22 protein-coding genes are annotated in these 19,143 nt (G+C 63.8%); 13 read left to right on the plus strand and 9 right to left on the minus strand.

Features of this window, described 5'->3' with window-relative positions; genetic code table 11:
* Positions 1–92: 92 nt before the first annotated feature.
* On the minus strand, positions 93–1,709 hold the full coding sequence (locus VI234_RS09590; RefSeq protein ID WP_336329848.1) for a S8 family serine peptidase: 1,617 nt from the start codon (positions 1,707–1,709) through the stop codon (positions 93–95).
* Between the two features lie 467 nt (positions 1,710–2,176).
* Here VI234_RS09590 and VI234_RS09595 point away from each other — a divergent pair, with 467 nt between their 5' ends.
* The 5 genes from VI234_RS09595 to VI234_RS09615 all read left to right on the plus strand — a co-directional run bounded on the left by VI234_RS09595 (position 2,177) and on the right by VI234_RS09615 (position 5,631).
* Positions 2,177–3,298: a pyridoxal phosphate-dependent aminotransferase gene (locus tag VI234_RS09595; protein WP_008310574.1), complete on the plus strand. Its 1,122-nt coding sequence runs from the start codon at positions 2,177–2,179 to the stop codon at positions 3,296–3,298.
* A 206-nt stretch (positions 3,299–3,504) separates the two neighbouring features.
* Positions 3,505–3,783 carry an ArsR/SmtB family transcription factor gene (locus tag VI234_RS09600; RefSeq protein ID WP_008310575.1) on the plus strand — a complete coding sequence of 93 codons (279 nt, stop codon included), beginning with the start codon at positions 3,505–3,507 and terminating at the stop codon, positions 3,781–3,783.
* A gap of 28 nt (positions 3,784–3,811) precedes the next feature.
* Positions 3,812–4,108 (plus strand): hypothetical protein, encoded by a 297-nt coding sequence (locus VI234_RS09605; RefSeq protein WP_008310576.1) that lies wholly within the window; start codon positions 3,812–3,814, stop codon positions 4,106–4,108.
* Between the two features lie 127 nt (positions 4,109–4,235).
* Positions 4,236–4,469 (plus strand): DUF2249 domain-containing protein, encoded by a 234-nt coding sequence (locus tag VI234_RS09610; protein WP_008310578.1) that lies wholly within the window; start codon positions 4,236–4,238, stop codon positions 4,467–4,469.
* A gap of 1 nt (position 4,470) precedes the next feature.
* Positions 4,471–5,631, plus strand: coding sequence for a hypothetical protein (locus tag VI234_RS09615; RefSeq protein WP_336329849.1), 1,161 nt, complete (start codon positions 4,471–4,473; stop codon positions 5,629–5,631).
* A gap of 18 nt (positions 5,632–5,649) precedes the next feature.
* Here VI234_RS09615 and VI234_RS09620 read toward each other — a convergent pair whose 3' ends face one another.
* The 4 genes from VI234_RS09620 to VI234_RS09635 all read right to left on the minus strand — a co-directional run bounded on the left by VI234_RS09620 (position 5,650) and on the right by VI234_RS09635 (position 8,268).
* Positions 5,650–6,297 carry a helix-turn-helix domain-containing protein gene (locus VI234_RS09620; RefSeq protein WP_008310582.1) on the minus strand — a complete coding sequence of 216 codons (648 nt, stop codon included), beginning with the start codon at positions 6,295–6,297 and terminating at the stop codon, positions 5,650–5,652.
* 65 nt (positions 6,298–6,362) lie between these two features.
* Entirely contained in the window at positions 6,363–7,436 is a 1,074-nt protein-coding gene (locus VI234_RS09625; protein ID WP_336329850.1) for a radical SAM protein, read from the minus strand.
* Entirely contained in the window at positions 7,437–7,742 is a 306-nt protein-coding gene (locus tag VI234_RS09630) for a CGCGG family putative rSAM-modified RiPP protein (RefSeq protein ID WP_008310586.1), read from the minus strand. It lies immediately after the preceding gene.
* A gap of 112 nt (positions 7,743–7,854) precedes the next feature.
* Positions 7,855–8,268 carry an SRPBCC family protein gene (locus VI234_RS09635; RefSeq protein WP_008310587.1) on the minus strand — a complete coding sequence of 138 codons (414 nt, stop codon included), beginning with the start codon at positions 8,266–8,268 and terminating at the stop codon, positions 7,855–7,857.
* Positions 8,269–8,461: 193 nt separating this feature from the next.
* Here VI234_RS09635 and VI234_RS09640 point away from each other — a divergent pair, with 193 nt between their 5' ends.
* The 3 genes from VI234_RS09640 to VI234_RS09650 all read left to right on the plus strand — a co-directional run bounded on the left by VI234_RS09640 (position 8,462) and on the right by VI234_RS09650 (position 10,498).
* Positions 8,462–9,097, plus strand: coding sequence for a helix-turn-helix domain-containing protein (locus tag VI234_RS09640; RefSeq protein ID WP_008310589.1), 636 nt, complete (start codon positions 8,462–8,464; stop codon positions 9,095–9,097).
* A 47-nt stretch (positions 9,098–9,144) separates the two neighbouring features.
* Positions 9,145–9,708 (plus strand): NUDIX hydrolase, encoded by a 564-nt coding sequence (locus VI234_RS09645; RefSeq protein WP_008310591.1) that lies wholly within the window; start codon positions 9,145–9,147, stop codon positions 9,706–9,708.
* Positions 9,709–9,799: 91 nt separating this feature from the next.
* Complete coding sequence (locus tag VI234_RS09650) at positions 9,800–10,498, plus strand: SDR family NAD(P)-dependent oxidoreductase (protein WP_336329851.1); 699 nt, start codon at positions 9,800–9,802, stop codon at positions 10,496–10,498.
* 10 nt (positions 10,499–10,508) lie between these two features.
* Here VI234_RS09650 and VI234_RS09655 read toward each other — a convergent pair whose 3' ends face one another.
* The 3 genes from VI234_RS09655 to VI234_RS09665 form a co-directional block, all read right to left on the minus strand.
* Positions 10,509–12,248, minus strand: a complete 1,740-nt coding sequence (locus tag VI234_RS09655; protein WP_336329852.1) for a histidine kinase N-terminal 7TM domain-containing protein — start codon at positions 12,246–12,248, stop codon at positions 10,509–10,511.
* A 45-nt stretch (positions 12,249–12,293) separates the two neighbouring features.
* Positions 12,294–12,611: a hypothetical protein gene (locus VI234_RS09660; protein WP_336329853.1), complete on the minus strand. Its 318-nt coding sequence runs from the start codon at positions 12,609–12,611 to the stop codon at positions 12,294–12,296.
* 128 nt (positions 12,612–12,739) lie between these two features.
* Entirely contained in the window at positions 12,740–12,904 is a 165-nt protein-coding gene (locus tag VI234_RS09665; protein ID WP_023843142.1) for a hypothetical protein, read from the minus strand.
* 112 nt (positions 12,905–13,016) lie between these two features.
* On the opposite strand from VI234_RS09665, the gene VI234_RS09670 reads away from it, so the two are divergent.
* From VI234_RS09670 to VI234_RS09690, 5 genes are all read left to right on the plus strand, one after another.
* The gene (locus tag VI234_RS09670; RefSeq protein WP_336329854.1) at positions 13,017–13,988 is read left to right on the plus strand and encodes a molybdopterin-binding protein; all 972 of its coding nucleotides are present in this window, start codon (positions 13,017–13,019) and stop codon (positions 13,986–13,988) included.
* A gap of 206 nt (positions 13,989–14,194) precedes the next feature.
* Positions 14,195–15,160, plus strand: coding sequence for a WD40/YVTN/BNR-like repeat-containing protein (locus VI234_RS09675; protein WP_336329855.1), 966 nt, complete (start codon positions 14,195–14,197; stop codon positions 15,158–15,160).
* An 82-nt stretch (positions 15,161–15,242) separates the two neighbouring features.
* Positions 15,243–16,067 carry an aldo/keto reductase gene (locus tag VI234_RS09680; protein WP_336329856.1) on the plus strand — a complete coding sequence of 275 codons (825 nt, stop codon included), beginning with the start codon at positions 15,243–15,245 and terminating at the stop codon, positions 16,065–16,067.
* A gap of 233 nt (positions 16,068–16,300) precedes the next feature.
* Positions 16,301–17,413 (plus strand): glutamate-cysteine ligase family protein, encoded by a 1,113-nt coding sequence (locus VI234_RS09685; RefSeq protein WP_336329857.1) that lies wholly within the window; start codon positions 16,301–16,303, stop codon positions 17,411–17,413.
* Between the two features lie 68 nt (positions 17,414–17,481).
* On the plus strand, positions 17,482–18,156 hold the full coding sequence (locus tag VI234_RS09690; protein WP_336329858.1) for an MBL fold metallo-hydrolase: 675 nt from the start codon (positions 17,482–17,484) through the stop codon (positions 18,154–18,156).
* 10 nt (positions 18,157–18,166) lie between these two features.
* Here VI234_RS09690 and VI234_RS09695 read toward each other — a convergent pair whose 3' ends face one another.
* The gene (locus tag VI234_RS09695; protein WP_336329859.1) at positions 18,167–19,135 is read right to left on the minus strand and encodes a mechanosensitive ion channel family protein; all 969 of its coding nucleotides are present in this window, start codon (positions 19,133–19,135) and stop codon (positions 18,167–18,169) included.
* Positions 19,136–19,143 lie beyond the last annotated feature (8 nt).

Genomic DNA, 19,143 nt, shown 5'->3' on the forward strand with positions numbered 1-19,143 from the left:
ATGTCAAAGCAGCGTGAAATCCCGCTGAACTGAAAGTGGAAGAGCGAGAGGGGCGCTACGCACTCAGTCGAAACGAGAGAACGGCAATTAAATTACGAGCCTGTTTTTCCGATTTCCTCCAGTGTAAGCGTGTAGTCTCCGCTTCCGCTGTAGACATACACGAGTATGCCGATCTCGCTGACCTGTGAGAAGTCGTCGATGATTATCTGTTCGCTACTGTCCTGCGTATAGGACGCGCGGTCGTAGTCGTTCGGGGTGGGTGTGCGACCGTCGAAGGAGACATAGAGGTCGAAGTCGGCGTCAGATGGGCCATCGAGGCTGAGGATCAGCTGCATGGGCGACTCCGTCTTGAGGGAGTACGTCTGCTTGTCGTAGTCAAGCATCCCATCGAGTGACCCGGACAACTCTTCGGTGAGACGGTCTTTCGATTCATCGGTGACGGAGACGCTGACTGACGTGGTTGCCTCGGCACCGTCGTTGTCAGTCGCAGTGACAGTAACGGTGTATTCGCCAGTATTGGCGTACGTGTGGCTGACCTCTGTTGCGTCCGCTCCCTCGACGGGGTCAGATCCGTCGCCGAACTCCCAGCGATAGTTCGTTATCGAACCATCAGGGTCACGGGAACCGCTGGCGTTGAATATAACCTCCTCGTTGACGGAAACAGTTCGCGAATCGTCCTTGAGTGTCACGATCGGCGGTTCGTTTTCGGTTCCGCCACCGGCGGTTACGAAGTTGTATGCATCCGCGAGGCCGAAACCGACGAACTGGCCGTCTGCATCCAGTGGCTGGGCGGTGTCGAGAAGGTTCTGTCGGGCCTGGCTGACGGACCAATCATGTCTGTCGAGCCCGAGCGCAGCGACGCCGGCGACAGCAGGACTCGCCATCGACGTCCCGGGGAACTGCGCGTAGTCTCCCCCCGGAACGGATGAGAGTATGTCATTGCCCGGTGCCGCAATGTCGACCTTCTCGCCGTAGTTCGAGAACTCGGTCGGACTCTTGTTGCTATCGACGGCACCAACGGCGACGCATTCTTCGTAGGCCGCTGGGTACGACACGTCCTGCTGGCTTGGTGGATCACTGTCCTTATGATTCCCGGCTGCACAGATGAGGAGAACACCCTGATCCCACGCGTTTGAGACCGCGTTTTTCATTGTCTGGTTGTAGCCGCCGCCACCGAGAGACATATTGATAATGTCCGCCCCCTGCTCAGTCGCCCACTGGACGGCGTTAGCGATATCGGCGGTTCGGCCCCCGTTCGGGCCGAGTGCACGGCAACTCAGGAGCCGAGAGTTACTGACGCCCGCAATACCGGTTTCGTCGTTCGTTTCGCCGGCAGCGATACCGGAGACGTGTGTCCCGTGCTGAGCGGATTGTGGGGCGGGATCGTCGTCGTTGTCGACGAAGTCACGTCCTTTCTGGCTCCCGAACTGCCCGTCGAGGTCGGGATGGGTGTAATCTGTACCGGTGTCTATGACGGCGATGGTGACGTCTTCGCTTCCGAACGTAATGTCCCATGATTTCGGGGCATTGACCAGCTGTGGCGCGTACTGGCTGTCGAACTTCGGATCGTTCGGAACCGTGGCGATCGGCTCGCGAACGTGGTTGAATTCCGTATATTTGACCCCGTCAATTCCTTCGACTGTCGGAAGGATTTCGCCCTTGAATTTCTGCGGGACTGCTGAGCGAAGATACGAAAGTGACTCGTTCACGTCGATGATATCGAGCTGTTCGAGGTCAGACCGTTCTTTTATTTTGTCATGAACATCTGAAGCATTCCTATCATTTGATACACCAATCAGATATTCTTCTGTGTCAGCTTCCTGTGATGCGCTGACTTCTCCACCAAAAGCTGCGACGGTTACAGCGGAGCCGAGTGCCTTGATAACTGATCTTCTGGACGGTTTCGGCAGGGTATGTCGGGACATCCGACTCCCAATAAATATGGGTGGGTTATAAAATTAATATATAATTCCTCATGCAACCCGGTGTCTAATAAACAAAATTATATATGCTACTTTATAAATACGTGTTTATTTTGCTTTCTGATATATAAAGGAATAGTTATAAACGTTATAGTAGTTTATACCGGTCGGCAATAGCAACAGAACAGACGGACGCCGCTAATGCTACCGAAGCACAAGGAAGAATTATCGGGCCGGCCGCCCCCAAACAGAATATGACTGGATTCTCCCGACGGGTAGAGCAGGTATCGATCTCTGGCATCCGCGAAGTGTTCGAGGCGGCGGGCGAGGACGCCATCAACCTCGGCCTCGGCCAGCCGGACTTCCCGACGCCGGAGCACGCCCGCCAGGCGGCTGTCGAGGCCATTCAGGCAGGGGAAGTCGACGCCTACACGTCGAACAAGGGAACCGAGGAACTCCGGGAAGCAATCGCCGCCAAGCACAAACGGGACAACGACCTCGATGTCGACCCCGGAGACATCATCGCCACGTCGGGCGGGAGCGAGGCGCTGCACATCGCACTGGAAGCCCACGTCGATGAGGGTCAGGAGGTCATCTTCCCGGACCCGGGGTTCGTCTCCTACGACGCGCTGACCCACCTCGCGGGCGGGACGCCGCGGCCGGTCCCGCTGCGTGAGGACCTCACGATGGCCCCCGAAACGGTCGAGGAGGCCATCACCGACAACACGGCGGCGTTCGTCGTGAACTCGCCCGCGAATCCAACCGGAGCGGTCCAGTCCCCCGAGGATATGCGGGAATTCGCCCGCATCGCCGACGAGCACGACGTGCTGTGTATCTCCGACGAGGTGTACGAACACCAGGTGTTCGAGGGCGAGCACCGCTCGCCGGCGGAGTTCACCGACACGGGCAACGTCGTCGTCGTCAACGCCTGCTCGAAGGCGTACTCGATGACCGGCTGGCGGCTGGGCTGGGTCACCGGCGCGACCGACCGTATCGAGCGGATGCTGCGGGTCCACCAGTACGCCCAGGCCTGTGCGTCGGCCCCGGCCCAGTACGCCGCCGAAGCGGCACTGTCCGGCCCACAGGACCAGGTGTCGGAGATGCGCGAGGCTTTCCAGGAGCGCCGGGACGTGCTGCTGGACGGCCTCGACGAGATGGGGCTCGACTGTCCGACGCCCAAGGGCGCGTTCTACGCGATGCCGAAGGTCCCCGAGGGCTGGGTGGACGAGGTCATCGACCGCGGGGTCGTCGTCGTCCCCGGCGACGCCTTCGGCGAGCACGGCGCGGGCTACGCCCGAATCTCCTACGCGACGGACATGGCGACGCTAAAGGAGGCCATCGACATCATGGCCGACGCGACGGCGGCGGTTCGCTGAGCGCTCACGGGGAAGCCGGAACCGCGCCGGACAGTTATCCCGAAATTGGAACAGTCTCGGAAGAGAGTGCGAAGAAACGCTTTATTTGCCGCCTGTCTTGACCCTCGTATCCCATCGTGGCACATGCATCCGAGTCCAGCGCGCTGTTCGACGGGGAGAGACAGGACTATAGGACGGGCAGACACAGTTCCCGGGAGGACAGTGGGATGGAGAAAGCGCTCTGGTATCTGCTGACGGCGACGCGCGGCGGCGCCAACCGGGCGCGCATCATCGACGCTCTCTCGGACCGACCGATGAACGCCAACGAACTCGCCGACGAACTCGACGTGGGCTACAAGACGGTCAGGCACCACATGGAACAGCTAGAGGACCACGACGTGGTCGAATCCGGCGACGAGGAGTACGCCAAACTCTACTTCCTAACGGATCGGTTCGACAACTACCGCGACACCTTCGAAGAGATCGTGGAGAAGATGGACGAATGACGGGGACAGATATAGAGAGGTGTCGCTGATGGCGATGGGACCGCTCATCACCGCCGCGGCGGCGCTCGCGGGGCTCAACGTCCTGCTGTTGCTCCCGCTGCTTGGCGTCTGGGTCCGTAACTACGCGACGTTCCGGACGGGGCTCGTCGCCGGCCTCATCGCTTTCGCCGTCGCGATGCTCGCCGAGAACGCCATCGCCGTCTACTTCTTCTTCTCGATGCAGAGCTTCTACGCCGGCGACCCACACGTCCAGCAGGCCGTGCTGGTCCTGCGCTCGCTGCAGTTCGTCGCGATTGCCGGACTGAGCTACACCACGCTGCGGTAGCGCGATACCGGGAGCACCACAGTGGTATTGGCGATCCGTTCGGGCTCGTACCACGGGGTACTGTCCCGCCATGGAGTCGAACACGTTCGGGACAATAGCCTGACTGGCGGGGACCGTCGTCGGACGTATGAGCACAGATCACCAGGAGTCGGTACAGGAACTCGACGTTCGGGACGTCGACGGAGAACCGTTCGAACAGATCATGAACGCCCTCGACTCCGTGGGCGAGAGCGAGGCGCTCCGGTTGGTGAACAGTTTCGAGCCGGTGCCGCTGTACGACGTCCTCACGAGAAAAGGATACCAGTACGACACGGAACAGGTCGCCGACGAGGAGTGGCACGTCACGATCCGACCGGAGTGAGATGCGTCCCGAGCGCGTCTCGCGGTGGTTCGTCACCGCCAGCGCGCTGTTTTTCGTCGGCTTCCACGCCGCAATGGCGGTCGCCGCGCCCCGCCGCGTCGTCGTCACGCTCGGCCTCTACGGGTTCGTCCTGCACGTCCTGTTCGGGAAGGCCTACGCGCTCGTACCGTCGTACTTCGACCGGGACCTCGCGTGGGATCGGGGGCCGGCCGTGCAGTTCCCGCTGTCGGTCCTCGGCACAACAGGGCTAGCGCTCGCGCCGCTCGGTCCACCGTGGCTCCAGCCCGTCGGAACCATGCTCTGGGCAGGCGGCGTCGCTGTCTTTCTCAGCACGCTGGGGTGGACGATTCGCGGCAACGTCACCGGCGCGGCGACGGGGACCGGCGGTCCGAACGCCCATCGGAAGCCGGTCGACAGAACCGCCAACGTCGCCGTCCCAATAGCGCTCGGCTACCTCGCACTTGCCGCAGGTGGCACGCTCACGACCGCTGTCGGCTTCGGATCGACGCTCCCCCAGCAACTGTCGCACTTGCTCGCTGCGGGGACGGCAGCGTTGTTCGTCTTCGGTGTCGGCTTCCGTCTGTTTCCCCGGTTTCTGGTCGCTGAAGCGCCGCGACCGGTCGTTACGGTTGTCATCGTTGCCGGCGCTGTCGGTCCCGCGCTGCTGGGCTTCGGTCTGTTCGACCGTAGACTCCTCCTCATCGGTGGCGTCGTGGAGGCGACCGCGGTCGTGGGCTTTGCGCTGTCGTATATCGTTCTCTTCCTGCGGTCGGAGCGCCGCCGCGTCGGGTTCTACGCGGTGCTGGTGGCAGTTGTGGCCGGTGTCGTCGGTATCGGGCTCGGGCTGACTCTCGCCGTAACCGGGCGGAGCCCGGCGCTGGTGAGCGCACACTATCGGGCGATGCTGGCGGGCTTTCTCGGACTCACCGTGGTCGGGGCGGCGTTCCAGTTCTACCCGCCGGCGGTCGGCGTCTGGCCCTACGCGAACGACCGGACGGCGCTGGTGACGATTGGACTGCTCGGTGGTGGGCTCGGCGTTCAGCTACTCGGTCTTATCGGTCGGTTCGGCTGGATAATATCGGTCGGCACAGCGGCTGGAGCTCTCGGTGCACTTCTCTATACGTATCTCCTGTTAGCGGCGTTCGCTCGCCGATGGCAGTAGTAGCGACGCGCTGTGGGCCTACTCCGCGATGATGCTGTCGAGCAGCTTCGTCTGGGCGGCGGCGAGGTGTTCCGCGAACGTCGAGACGGAGATGTCCAGTTCCGACGCCACGTCACCGGCGTTGGCCCCTTTCGGATACTCGAAGTAGCCCATCTCGACGGCGGTTTCGAGTACCTCCTGTTGCCGGTCGGTGAGTTTACTTCGGTCGACGAGGATCGAGTCCACCGGGTCAACGTCGCCGTTCCGACGCATCGACCGGAGCGAGACGCCGTCGTACAGTTCCTTCAGCCGTGTCACGATAGCGCGCACCCGGTCGACATCGGGAGCGTGGAAGGTCAGGTGGAGCTGTCCGCCCTCGGCACGGATATCAGCGACCGGACAGTCGTATGTTTCGACCGCCTCGCAGACGCACTCAGTTCGCGACCGGGAGAACTGGTAGCGGGAGCCGTTGCCCGTCGCGAACACTTTGTCCATGTCCTCCCGGGCCTCGATTGCCCCTTCGTCAGTGCCCGTCGCGGTGAACTCTTCGATGACTTGCCCGTCTGCATCTGGGCTGCTTCGGGCGACGTCGGTCACGGCCGCACCCGCCTCGTCCGAGACGCTCGCCACCGGACAGGCCCCAGGGGTGTCGACCGACAGCTCCACTCTAATGCCGGAGTCGCTCATATGAGTTACTGTGACACCACATTACAAAACGGGCGAGGCGCGTTCCCACGGAGTGAAAAACCCCCTCAATCTGCCGGGTGCTGGTCGGGAACCGACCCCTCGAACCCATCCGGCTGATAGTCACAGAGGGGGTCCGCCGCCAGCGGGTCCCCCGTCGTCGCGTACGCTCGCGACCGACTGCCGCCACAGACCGTCCGGTATCGACAGGCCCCGCATTTGCCCGTCAACGCGTCGTCGTCCCTGAGTTGCCGGAACAGCGACGACTCCCGGTAGATGTCCACGACGCTCTCCTCCCGAACGCTACCTGCCGATTTCGGCAGGAACCCGGAGGGGAACACCTCGCCGGTGTGGCTCACGAAGGCGAACCCTTTGCCGGCGCGTATACCCATCCGGCGTTTGAGCCCGCCCGCGCCCTCGTCCTGGTTCTGGATCGCGACGCGCCGGTAATGGGGCGCTTCGGTCGTCTTGAGGCCGAACGATGCCTCCTCGCTGACCTCGTGGAGCCACGACAGCACGCGCTCCGCTCGCTCGGGATCAATCGGCGTCAGCACCCGCCCGCGGCCGACCGGAACGAGGAAGAACACCGACCACAGCACCGCATCGAGGTCCGCGACGAGGTCCCGGATCACCGGTAGCTGTTCGACCGTCTCCGCGCAGACGGTGGTGTTTATCTGCAGCGGGATATCGAGGTCACGGGCCGCCTCGGCCGCCGCCATCGTCGCCTCGAAGCTCCCGGATTCGCCCCGGAAGGTATCGTGTGATTCGCTGTCGCCGCCGTCGATGGACAGGGCCAGCCGCCGGAGTCCGGCGTCGTCGAGTTCGGCCAGTCGGTCCTGCGTGATCGAGTTCGTCCCGCTGGGCGTCAGCGTCATCCGGAGGCCCTGCTCGGTGCCGTAGTCGACGAGTTCCGGGAGGTCCTCGCGGGCGAGCGGGTCCCCGCCCGAGAGGACGACCAGCTGGCCGTCGCCGAAGTCGCGGGCCTGGTCCAGCAGCGCCTTCCCCTCCGCCGTCGATAGCTCGTCGGGGTGACGGCGTGGCTGGGCATCAGCACGGCAGTGCTTGCACGCCAGTTCGCAGGCCTGGGTCACCTCCCAGATCAGCACGAGCGGCTGCTGGTCGAGATCGAGTTTCCCGCGCATCTATGCCTCCCGGTGGACGCGGGTGACATGGCCCCCACAGCCACACTGCTGGACGTACTCCACTGAGATGGTCTCGCCGAACGCCTCCGCCAGCGCGTCGAACAGGTAGGTTTCCGGATGGCCGTGGTCGGCGTGGCTCACCAGATTGACGTGGTTCCCAGCCGTCGTCATCTCGACGGCGTCGATGGCCTGTTCGACGACCACGTCGGGGTCTTCGGCGTGTGCGGGCGTCTCCAGGTTCGCCGACCAAGAGTTGTCGTGAACCTCGGTTGTAACCGGAGGCACGTCCTCGTGGGAATGGCTCATATGTACTGGTAATCCGTGGGTATCCCTCGGTCCTCTCCCGAAGATGTTCGGGTTGTTATACACAACGGATTGCAGAGAATAATTCGTCTGAGCGGCTTTATCACACGTAGTACTACGAGACCTGTTCGACCAGCCAGTCGAACTGCTTGTTCAGTTCCTTCTTGCGCTGTCGCGAGATAACGGTCGAATCGATCATCTCGCCGAGCACCGGGAGGTCGAGCGCGCTGTACTCCGTCGTCGCCGTGACTTCGGTCCCGCCGTCGACGGCCTCGACCGTGTATTCTGTCATCATCGACTCGAAGATTCCCTGCCGCTGCTCGTACCGCAACACTGCGTCAGTTTCGACGATTTCGAGGTCCAGTTCGATTTCGAAGAGTCCGACGCGATTCGTGATGCCGAGGTTGTCCCCGTCGAGTGTCACCTCGTCGAACCCTGCCGCAAGCATAAACGGCTCCACGTCAGTTATCAGGTCGGTGACTGTCTCTGGGTCGGCTGGGACCGTCCGAGTCAGCGAGACGCGCTCCATACCAGACGGCCAGCGGCCGGCGGAATAAGCGTTCGCCATACCCGGAGATGTTCGGCGTTCTGGTTTTGCGCGACCTGATCTCGTGTTGATAGTGTGTGACACCACTCCCCAAGTTTCTTATTCCTATCGCAACTGTACGAACATGTTCGGGATTACGGACGCGGGGGTCGGGCGAATATATTCGGATACACCAATGCCACACGCTGAACTCACGCTCACGATTCCGGATGAGATCTGGATCGGCGACATCTCGCGAGCGTACGACGACGCGACGTTTCGCATCCTGTCTGCGCTCCCCGGCGAGGACTCCGGTGTCGGGCTAGCGGAGATCACATCAGACGACCTCCCAGCGGTTCTCCGTGATATCGAGAACCGGGAGTCGGTCACGACCCTTGAGATACTTTCACACCGGGACGACAGCGCGCTGATTCAGTTCGAGACGTCGATGCCGCTCCTGCTCTTCCCAGTCCAGGGCTCGGGCGTCCCGCTTGAGATGCCGTTCACCCTGTCCAACGGCGAGGCCGTCTGGGAGATATCAGCGCCACAGGAGCGACTCTCCGAACTCGGCGAGCAACTGGAGGAGTTCGGTATCTCCTTCAGCGTCGACCGCATCCAGCAACACCTCGAAACCGAGCAGGTGCTCACCGAGAGCCAACTGGAACTGGTACAGGAGGCCATCGACGCGGGCTATTACGACACGCCGCGGGAGTGCTCGCTAACGGAACTGGCGGACCGCGTCGGTATCGCGAAGTCGACCTGCAGTGAAACCCTCCACCGCGCGGAGGAGCAGATCCTGAAACAGTTCGTCTCGGACCTCCCCGCGCGGTGAGGGGAAGTCGAAGCGCGTAATACGCGCCTCTGTGAGAGGTACGACATATGAGTTCCGACGCGGTCGACGAGACGCACGAAAACGCCCGACAGGAGGTCATCGCGGTGGACGCCGACGACAACGAGGAGGGGCTGGTCAATCGGCTCGACGCCCACACCGGCGAGGGGGTTCGCCACCGCGCGTTCACTGCCCTGCTGTTCGACGAGAACGACCGGATTCTGCTCGCCCAGCGCGCGGCGAACAAACGCCTCTGGGACACCCACTGGGACGGCACCGTCGCCTCCCACCCAGTCGAGGGCCAGACACAGGTCGAAGCCACCGAGGAGCGACTCGAAGAGGAACTGGGCATCGACCCCTCGCAGTACCAGAACCTCCGCGTGACCGACCGGTTCGAGTACAAGCGCTACTACGAGAACGCTGGCCTCGAATGGGAAGTCTGTGCGGTCCTGCAGGCCACACTCCACGACACCTCGCTGGAACCGAACCCCGAGGAGGTCGACGGCCTCATGTGGGTTCCCTACGAGCGACTGCGTGAACACCCCGAGTACTACCGCCAGCTCCGCCTCTGTCCCTGGTTCGAGATCGCGATGCGCCGGGACGAGGAACGGTAACGCCGACGGTCAGCATCAGCGCGGGCGGCAGGCATCGCAGTGACGCCGCCCCGACCCGTTTCCTTTTCGGCCCGGCCACCCAACCCCGGGTATGGACGTTCCGCTGTACGACTCTCTCGACGGCCAGGTCGTACTCGTCACCGGAGCCACGCGGGGCATCGGGAAGGCAATCACCGACGGACTGGTCGACCTCGACGCGACAGTGTACGCCGGCGCTCGCGATACCGGCGACATCGCGGCTACGGACCGCCATGCCATCGAACTCGACGTGACCGACGACGACGGGATGGTCGCCGCGGTCGACCGCATCGAGCGTGAGCAGGGACGGCTCGACGTGCTGGTCAACAACGCCGGCGTGATGGACTCACGGGAACCGCTGGACGAGATGCCGACCGACGTAATCGACCACACCCTCGAGACGAACCTCCGGGGGGCGGTCCTCATGACGAAGTACGCGCTCCCGCTGTTGCTGGCTGACGGTGGCGGCCGCGTCATCAGCATGTCCTCCGGGCTGGGGGCCATCACCGAGAGCCAGTCGGGCGGCACGCCGGCCTACCGCATCTCGAAGACCGGCGTCAACGGGCTGACGAAGTACCTCGACGGCGAGTACGCGGCCGACGGCCTCATCGCCAACTCGGTCTGTCCGGGCTACGTCCAGACGGACATGACCGAGGGGAGCGCTCCACGGACGCCCGAGGAGGGGGCCGAGACGCCGGTGTGGCTCGCTCGCTTCCGACCAGAGGCACCGAGCGGGCGGTTCTGGCGCGATAGGGCCGAAATCGAGTGGTAGACAGCCGCGATCAGTCAGCGTTCTCGCTTCGGGCCGTCGCTGGCTCGTCTGTCGCGTGGGCGGGCTCAGCCGCCGGCAGTTGCAGTTCCACAGTCGTTCCCGGCTCGGCCGTATCGGGGAACGACATCCGGCCGCCGAGGTTTCGGACGATCCAGTTGACGAGCCAGAGCCCGACGCCGGAGCCGTGTTTGAGCGGCGTTTCGGTTCCCGAGCGGATGACCTCGCGCTCGTGGTCAGTGATACCGGGACCGTTGTCGTGAACGGCCACACGGACGCCCGGCGTTCCGTCGGTCCGCGTCGCCGTAATCTCGACTTCGACAGGACCCCCATCGGTCGCCTGATGTTCGACGGCGTTCTCGACCAGTTCCTCTAGTGCGATGAGGATCGACGGACCGCCCTGTATCCAGAGATCATCCTCGCAGGTGAGCGTGATCGCCACGTCGGGGCGGCGATCCCGAGCATCGCTCACGACCGATTCCAGCAGCGTCTGAAGCGCTGTCGGGCTGTGCTGTTCGGTCTCCAGGGCCTCGGTGACTCGGCCGATCTTGTTACTGCGGTCGACGATGTCGTCGACTGTGCTGATAATACGGTCGAGTCGCTCGCGTTCGTCGGCGTCGGCCGTGTCCCGGAGCAGGTCCGCGTTCCCTTTGACGACGTTCATCTCGTTCCGGATATCGTGACGGAGCAAGCGGTTGAGTACGTCCAGTCGCTGTTCCCGTTGTCGCTGCTCCGTGATATCTCGGAGGCTGATGAGGTGGCCCGAGACAACGCCGTACGCGCGGTACAGCGGTATCACGCGCACGTCGTAGTACCGGACGCTGCCCTCGTGTTCGAGGGTCGTCTCGGTCTGCGTTCGCTCACCGGGGCCGGGGACCGTCTCGGCGAGTGCCGGTACTGTATGCGGTAGCGAACGGCCCAGCTGCGTGTTCTGGTCGCCGTCGAACAGCACCGTGGCTGTCGCGTTGATATCGACGATGCGGCGCTCGTCGTCGACGATGATAACCATATCGTCCATTTCGGTGAAGATCGCTTCCCGGCCCAGTTCCCGGGTCACCGGTGCCACGTCGAGCAGTTGCCCGCGGAGGATGGCGACTGAGAGGACCGCCCCCGAGGCGACGTACCCGAGACTCGTCGGGTTGAACGGAGTCGGTAGCGCACCGAGCACGAACAGCGACTGGACGACCGTCGGGACGGCGATGGCGAGCAACAGTGCGATCCCCTGGCCCTGAAACACCTGGTTCGACCGGAACAGCATCCGCAACAGGAGGACACCGCCGGCGAGGATCAACAGTAGTATGTAGGACATGTGCCCCCAGTACAGGACTTCGTACGCGGGAGCGAGCGCTACCGACGATGCGGAGACGGATTGTGTCCCATGACCGGCCCAGATGAGTCTGTGAGCGTGATTCGACCAGACAAGTGTGACGAACACCGCGGGTTCGACGAGCAACAGCGCTGTTCGGCGTTGCGTGAGCCAGTGTGGGTGTCCCGTGTACTCGATAATCGTCACGAGCCACGCGACAGGGATGATTACTGAGAGCGTCAACTGTACCTGGACGAGTCGCTCCATGGTAGACAGCCCCGGCACAGCGAGCTCGATACCGTACGTCACGGCCCAGAGGCTCGCCGCAACGACGAACACTGCCAGCGGTCCCGCTCCCGGCCGGTCCCGGTGGAGCCACACCAGAAAGGCGACGCCCATACCGACGACACCCGACAATAAAACGACAGTAAGCGGCGACAGGACCATTCAGTAGCGTAGTAATGGCGTCCCTGATATAACTATTCTCGGTCACTACGACTGCGAACGAACCGCGGACCACACGGCGAGGGCACCAAGTACGAACGCCGGAACGAGCGGGAGTGTGAGATATGCGTCCCGGAGCGTGAGCCCGAAACTGCTGATAACGCCCTGTGCGGACGGCAAGAGCAAGATTGCGCCGGGGACGAGCAGGAACGCCACGCCGATCATCCCGACCAGAATCCAGCCGCTCGTCCCGAACTCGGGACCGTCGGTGGCTTCCATACCCGTCTCACTGTCCGCAGATGGGGCGTCTGCGGACTGTGGCTCCGTGTCGGGACGGTGGACGTAGCCGGACTCGTCGTCAGCCATCGGCACACACCCCGTCGCGTCCGCTCGAACGGTGCGTTACGATGGGACCACCCCCAGGAATACCGACGAAACAACGTGGCTGCATGTCTCGGCATCAGGCAAGCGAGCGCAAAACGCTAACGGTCCCGCTACTGCGACAGACCAGGTGCTTCCTGGCTCGAGATGTCACGCAGGCTCATCCGATGGCCGCTGGATGAAGCGTGTGCGTCCCGCTGGCCCTCCGCAACCGACGAGTCTTCGTACAGTCCCTCGAACGCACACTCATGGCAGACGACGTGGTAGCTCCCAGCCATACATTTTGTTTCATATTGCTATATTTTAAGCCTATCGTTTTCAGATATTATATACATTACAGTCCCGCAAACGGTCGTCAGGGTATTTATCCACCGCGACCGATGGAGTAGTATGGTGGATTTCCAGTCCCGTGACACACGCCGGGGTCCGACTGACGGGGAAGACGACGAGACAGACGAGGGCGAGACGGGGGACGACGAGGAATCCGCGGCGGTCGATACTGACTCCGAGGCCACCACTTCAGAGCCAACCGATGCAGCGGACACAGCGCCGGGAAGCGACGACACAGCAGCAAGTGGGGGTGACGGAACAGAGACTTCGGCGGTGGACGACAAAACGGAGGACGGTGACGGTTCCACGTCGGAGCCTGAAGCCGACAGCGCCGTCGTAGAACGAATCGACGAGGCGGTAGAGCAAAGCAGCCATCCAGCGGCCGAAACACAGGACGCTGAAGGGACCGGCGGGGCGACCGAGCGACCCGACGAGGGACCCCACGAAGACCCCCTTTCTGAGACACAGGCAGGCGACCCAGCGGAAAACACATCGCAGGCTGAGACGCCGCCGACAGCGGATGAACCACCAGCGCAGACAGTATCCCAGGACGACGCGGCCCAGGAGCGGCAGGTGGCCGCCGCCGTCGTCACGGTCGGAACGGCAACAGAGGAGAGCGACCCGACAGGCGAGGCGGTAGAGACAGCACTCGAAGCGACCAGACAGACGGTCACCGCCCGCGAGCGCCTGCGAGGGGACTACGACGGCATTCAGGGTGCCGTCGACAGACTAGTCGGGCGCGACGACGTGGAGATCGTCGTCACCGCGGGGGGCCTCGGCGTCGCCCCGTCGGCGCAGACGCTCGAAGCAGTCCACCCACTGTTCGAAAAGGCCCTGCCGGGGTTCGAGGAAGTGTACCGGAGCCTCCTCTTCGAACAGCAGGGAACCGGTGTCATCGCCGTCCGTGCGACTGCCGGGATCGCTGGAGAGACGCCGGTGTTCTGCCTGCCCGCGGACCCAGCGGCGGCCCGTGTCGCTATCGACGAGATCATCGCGGCGGAAGCCCCGGCCCTCGTCGCTGAACTGTCCTGAGCCGACTCGGCGGACTCGCGGTATCAGTCTTGTGTCCGTTTAGCCGGCTTAACGTGATATTTGCCGATTCGTCTCGGGTCGCCGATTTTCCCCAATCCCAACCGGCTGTTCTCCCGAATATCTGCCGTTTAAACGTTTCAATCGCGGTGAAACGTCGTTAACCGCGGCCCCCATTGAAGTGGAGACAGTCCACAGGGTCGGATGTCATGTCCGATCGCAACGCGACACGACGCGGCGTGCTCACGGGTATCGGCGCGACAGCTGCAGCTGCACTGGGTGGGGCGGCCATCTCCGGGACGGTTGCGGCGGCCGGTCCCTGGGAGTCCGTCGAGTCCCCGACCGGGAACACCCTCCACGACGTCGAATACACGGCCACCGGCGCGTACGCGGTGGCGGGTGGCGGTATCGTCCTCGAACGGACCAGCAGGGGCTGGCAGAAGGTCGTCGGCGGTGGCCCGACCGGCAACGGGAACAGCCTCTACGGGGCCGACGTAACCGACGACGGCAAGGCCCTCTGGTTCGTCGGTGCCTCGGGCGCTATCGGCGAATACGACGTCGAGTCGGGCGTGCTCACCGACCACAGCGCCCCGATGGACGTGACCAACAACTTCAACGACGTGTCCGTGACCGGCACGGCCGGCGAGGCGAACGTCTACGTCGCCGGCGACTCCGGCAAGATGTACTACAGCTTCGAGAACGGCGCGAGCGAGACGTGGGACTACACCACGCCCGGCTCCGGGTCGGCGATCAACGCCGTCGACTTCCACGGCGTGCGCTCGGGCCACATCGTCGACGGGAACAAGAGCGTCTTCGCCACCGACGACGGCTCGACGTGGAACAAGGTCGGCCTCGCCGACGCCAACGTCAACTTCTACGGCGTCGACTCCGACGGTCCGGACGACGTGTGGGTGTCCGGCGGCGGTGGGATGATTTTCCACTGGAACGGCTCCGAATGGACGCCGACCGACACGGGCGACGCCGGCCTTCGAGATATCGAGGTCACTGACGACGACAGCGCCGGCTACACCGTCGGTGGCGGCAGCAAGGTGTACGCCCTCGGCGGTGGCGACTGGACCCAGGAGGAGACGCCCGCCGGCGAGAACCTGACGGCCGTCGTCCGCGGCGGCACGGATATCGCAGTCGGTTCGGGCGGGACCATTCTCGAAAAGTGACGACGACGCAGTAGCGCTGGCCGGCTTGGGACAGCGGCGCGTCGGAGCCACGACTTTTCACCGGCCCCCTCCAACACCCTGCATGGACGACATTCAGGTCCAGGGTACGTCGGTCCCCGCACTCGGCCTCGGGACGTGGCAGCTCACCGGCCAGTCCTGCCGTGAAACCGTCGAAACGGCTCTGGATATGGGCTATCGCCACATCGACACCGCGCAGGCGTACGGCAACGAGCGGCAGGTCGGACTGGGGATGGACGCCGCCGCGGTCGACCGCGAGGACGTGTTTCTGACGACGAAGCTCGACGGCTCCAATCGCGACGAGCGGAGCGTCCGACGGTCGACGCGGGAGAGCCTGAACAAACTGGGAACGGACTACCTCGACCTCCTGCTCATCCACTGGCCGAACACGCCGTGGATGGCATCCCTGTCGGAGACGCTCGGGGCGATGAACGACCTCGTCGAGGAGGGGCTGGTCCGCCATATCGGCGTCAGCAACTTCTCGCCGTCGCTGCTGGACAAGGCGCGGGACATCTCATCGGCTCCGATTTTCACCGACCAGGTGCAGTACCACCCCTACTGGGACCAGCGGAAACTGCTGGACTACTGTCGCATCCACGACGTGCTCCTGACCGCCTACAGCCCCCTCGCTCGCGGCGGCGTCCTCGACGATCCCGCACTCGTCCAGATCGGCAACAAGTACGGAAAATCTCCGGCGCAGGTCGCGCTTCGGTGGCTGGTCCAGCAGGAGGGCGTGGCCGCGATTCCGAAAGCGTCCAGCCGTGAACACCTCGAAGCGAACATGGCGGTCTTCGATTTCGAACTCACCGACGCGGAGATGGAGCGGATCCGGGACCCGTCGAAGGTGAAGACTGGCGTGCAATTCGTCCGGTCGCAGTTGCCGTTCTGAGCGGGAGCAGCGCCGTCCGATATCGACTTAAAGTTCCGTATATGGATTGATATCGGATTCTATGGAACGGACGCGAGATTTTACAGCATCTATAACATGGATTGTGGGCTTGTCCACCGCAAATATTACGAATCGCACAACTATCATAAGCCATCTGGACGCAGTTTTCGTGTGGTGTGTTACCAATAAATTCCGGCGCGGGAACACACCGCTGAATCCACAGCGAGGCCACTGTGTCAGTACACGAATCCGAACCGATACGACGGAGCATCGAAGTGGAGTACTGGGTCATCGACGACGCGGGCCGGCTGGTCGAACCGGGCGCGCTCGTCGACGCAAGCCCGGGGGCGGAGCGGGAGTTCGTCGAGCCCATGCTGGAGGTCAAGACGACGCCGTGCGAGACAGCGACAGAACTGCGCGAAGAACTCCTTGACCGACTCGGAGCCGTGCTGCGGCGGGCCGACGACCTCGGGAAACGGCTCGTGCCGCTTTCGACCCCAGTCAACGCTGACGAGATTCAGGAGATTCCGTGCGACCGGACCCGGATCCAAAACTGTGTCGTCGGAGACGATTTCGAGTACGTTCGCCACTGCGCCGGCACGCACATCCACGTCGAACAGCAGCCGGGGCGGGAGATCGACCAGTTGAACGCGCTGATCGCCATCGATCCCGCGCTGGCGCTCGTCTCGTCATCACCGTACTTCCGCGGTCGGCGGCTGGCCGACGGGGCACGCTCGAAACTGTACCGCTGGATGGCGTACAACTCGGTGCCACACCAGGGCTGGCTGTGGTCGTATCTCGACGACACTGCAGAGTGGGACCGCCGGCTCGAACGGCGCTACGACGAGTTCGTGACCGCGGCTGTCGACGCTGGTGTCGACCGCCGGACCGTCGCAGCGAACTTCGAGCCCGAAAGTGCGATCTGGACGCCGGTCCAGCTCCGGGCCGAGTTCGGCACCGTCGAGTGGCGGTCGCCCGACGCTGCACTCCCGAGTCAGGTCCTGCAACTCGCCGACGCCGTGGCGTCTCTCATGGACCACCTCAGGGGAACCGAGGTGCGTATCGAGGGTGAGACGGGCCGCGTTACCGACGACGAAATCGTGCTCCCCGAGTTCGATGCTGTCCTTGCGTACGCGAACGACGCTATCCGGGACGGGGTCTCCGCAGACAGCGTTCGGTCGTATCTCGACCGGATGGGATTCGACGTGGACGCGTACGAGCCGGTCGCGCCGACGTTCGATAGGCCGGAACCGGTCACGGCTCGCGACGCTCGCGAGATTCGACTGGAACACGCCGACCGGCTTCAGGACGACGTGCGACAGGCCGCGCCGGTCGCACTCGACTGAGCCCGGACCGGTTCACCAGCATAGCGCCGGAACCAACGGTTTTGATGCCGCCGTCCGAACAACGGGCTATGGTAACGGCGCTCGCCGATGATATCTGGTGGTACGATCTCACGGGCGTCAACGCGACGCTCGTCGACGACGACGGAGCGCTAACGCTCGTGGACGCGGGGCTACCCTGGCACGGCAACGCGCTCATCGCCGGCCTGAGCGACGCCGGCTACGAACTCCGGGATCTGGACCGAATTCTGCTGACGCATTTCGACTTCGACCACGTCGGCGGGCTGTCGGCCTTCGACGGCATCGACGTGACTATCTACGTCGGGGAGCGGGACGCCCCGCTGGTCACCGGCGAGCAGGCTCCGCCGCTGGGCACCCACAAGGGGGCGTTCCAGCGACTCGTCTCGCCGTTCCTCGACGCGCCGGACAACGACGTCGTCCCCCTCGCCGACGGCGACACCGTCGGCAGTTTCACTGTCTACGATACCCCTGGCCACACGCCGGGGCACGTCTGCTACGTCAGCGAAGACCATTCGCTTGGACTGCTGGGTGACCTCGTCCGGGAGGACAGCGGCCGCTTCGAGCCCTCGCCGTGGCTGGTGAGCTACGATACCGACGCCGTTGCTCGGAGTATCAGAGACTTCGCCGAGCGCGCACCTGACTTCGAGACCGCCGTGCCGGGCCACGGCGTCCCCTTCGAGGAAGGGGGTTCCGCGAAACTCAGTAAGCTGGCAGCGACGCTGTGAAACGGCTGGCCTAGTCGCTACTGAGCCGGCCGGCCACGAAGTCTTGGCCGCCCAGCCCGACCGCCAGCGCGAACCCGATCCCGACGGGGAACACGACCGCGAGCAACAACACGGCGAGCAGCAGCGAGTCGACGCCCGCGAGGTTGAGCGCGATAACGGCGGTAAACAGGTAGACGAGCGCCTGCAGCGTTCCCGAGAGGAGCGGCTTCGAGACCCACTCTTCGGCTGCATCGACCGACGTGACCACGTCGGCGACGTGGTCGGCGACCAGTGCCCCCAGGACGAGGACGACGAGGGCACCGACCAGGGTCGGCGCGTAGGTCAGCCCATCACGGAGCAGGGCCGCGACGGGAGCGATAGTGAGCGTCGCCGCAGCAACGTAGACGGCCGCCGCGTAGACGTAGTACTCGACGACTAGACCAGCCACTCTGCCAACGGTGCCGCTGTCAGCGTCGAGCAGTTGTCCGAGGTGCGTTTCCGGGAAGTTCTCCGTGAGACCGGGCCGGGAGACGAGGCCGGGGACGAGCGTGCCCAGCAGTCGGCCGAGACCGAACCCGACGACCAGGAACACTGCGGCGGCGACGATGTTCGGAACGTACCCGAACAGCGTCGCGGCGAGCGTCCGGAGCTCGCTGATGTTCAGCGTTCTGACCGCCGCAAGAACAGCGACCAGATAGACGAGATATCGGGCGAGCAGACCTGCTGCGGACGCGACCGGGTCCGACTCCGCTGTGACGGCCGACACCGGCGTTTCCTCGGCGCGGTCGTCGAGCCCGCGTTCGAGCGTCCAGTCGTACACCGCGCCGTCGAGGTACTCGCCGACCCCGTAGCCGATGGCAAGGATGACTGCCGCAATCAGTATCGTCCCGACGGCCGATACGCCGTCGGCGACGAGGGTTGTCAGGAATTCGACGATTCGGTCAGCGACGTTCGCTTGCAGCAACAGCGGTCGTTCCGTGACGGCCTGAATCGCTAGCATAGGTGTAT

The organism is Haloarcula sp. CGMCC 1.2071, assembly GCF_037078445.1.
Taxonomy (GTDB): Archaea; Halobacteriota; Halobacteria; order Halobacteriales; family Haloarculaceae; genus Haloarcula; species Haloarcula amylolytica.

What these genes read in the sequence shown, in the direction of transcription:
- VI234_RS09640 (WP_008310589.1), top strand. Translation starts at nt 8,462, where the DNA reads ATGCCACACGCTGAACTCACGCTCACGATTCCGGATGAGATCTGGATC.
- VI234_RS09615 (WP_336329849.1), top strand. Translation starts at nt 4,471, where the DNA reads ATGCGTCCCGAGCGCGTCTCGCGGTGGTTCGTCACCGCCAGCGCGCTG.
- VI234_RS09595 (WP_008310574.1), top strand. Translation starts at nt 2,177, where the DNA reads ATGACTGGATTCTCCCGACGGGTAGAGCAGGTATCGATCTCTGGCATC.
- VI234_RS09690 (WP_336329858.1), top strand. Translation starts at nt 17,482, where the DNA reads ATGGTAACGGCGCTCGCCGATGATATCTGGTGGTACGATCTCACGGGC.
- VI234_RS09610 (WP_008310578.1), top strand. Translation starts at nt 4,236, where the DNA reads ATGAGCACAGATCACCAGGAGTCGGTACAGGAACTCGACGTTCGGGAC.
- VI234_RS09655 (WP_336329852.1), bottom strand. Translation starts at nt 12,248, where the DNA reads ATGGTCCTGTCGCCGCTTACTGTCGTTTTATTGTCGGGTGTCGTCGGT.
- VI234_RS09605 (WP_008310576.1), top strand. Translation starts at nt 3,812, where the DNA reads ATGGCGATGGGACCGCTCATCACCGCCGCGGCGGCGCTCGCGGGGCTC.
- VI234_RS09600 (WP_008310575.1), top strand. Translation starts at nt 3,505, where the DNA reads ATGGAGAAAGCGCTCTGGTATCTGCTGACGGCGACGCGCGGCGGCGCC.
- VI234_RS09660 (WP_336329853.1), bottom strand. Translation starts at nt 12,611, where the DNA reads ATGGCTGACGACGAGTCCGGCTACGTCCACCGTCCCGACACGGAGCCA.
- VI234_RS09650 (WP_336329851.1), top strand. Translation starts at nt 9,800, where the DNA reads ATGGACGTTCCGCTGTACGACTCTCTCGACGGCCAGGTCGTACTCGTC.
- VI234_RS09635 (WP_008310587.1), bottom strand. Translation starts at nt 8,268, where the DNA reads ATGGAGCGCGTCTCGCTGACTCGGACGGTCCCAGCCGACCCAGAGACA.
- VI234_RS09665 (WP_023843142.1), bottom strand. Translation starts at nt 12,904, where the DNA reads ATGGCTGGGAGCTACCACGTCGTCTGCCATGAGTGTGCGTTCGAGGGA.
- VI234_RS09680 (WP_336329856.1), top strand. Translation starts at nt 15,243, where the DNA reads ATGGACGACATTCAGGTCCAGGGTACGTCGGTCCCCGCACTCGGCCTC.
- VI234_RS09670 (WP_336329854.1), top strand. Translation starts at nt 13,017, where the DNA reads ATGGTGGATTTCCAGTCCCGTGACACACGCCGGGGTCCGACTGACGGG.
- VI234_RS09630 (WP_008310586.1), bottom strand. Translation starts at nt 7,742, where the DNA reads ATGAGCCATTCCCACGAGGACGTGCCTCCGGTTACAACCGAGGTTCAC.
- VI234_RS09645 (WP_008310591.1), top strand. Translation starts at nt 9,145, where the DNA reads ATGAGTTCCGACGCGGTCGACGAGACGCACGAAAACGCCCGACAGGAG.
- VI234_RS09675 (WP_336329855.1), top strand. Translation starts at nt 14,195, where the DNA reads ATGTCCGATCGCAACGCGACACGACGCGGCGTGCTCACGGGTATCGGC.
- VI234_RS09620 (WP_008310582.1), bottom strand. Translation starts at nt 6,297, where the DNA reads ATGAGCGACTCCGGCATTAGAGTGGAGCTGTCGGTCGACACCCCTGGG.
- VI234_RS09625 (WP_336329850.1), bottom strand. Translation starts at nt 7,436, where the DNA reads ATGCGCGGGAAACTCGATCTCGACCAGCAGCCGCTCGTGCTGATCTGG.
- VI234_RS09695 (WP_336329859.1), bottom strand. Translation starts at nt 19,135, where the DNA reads ATGCTAGCGATTCAGGCCGTCACGGAACGACCGCTGTTGCTGCAAGCG.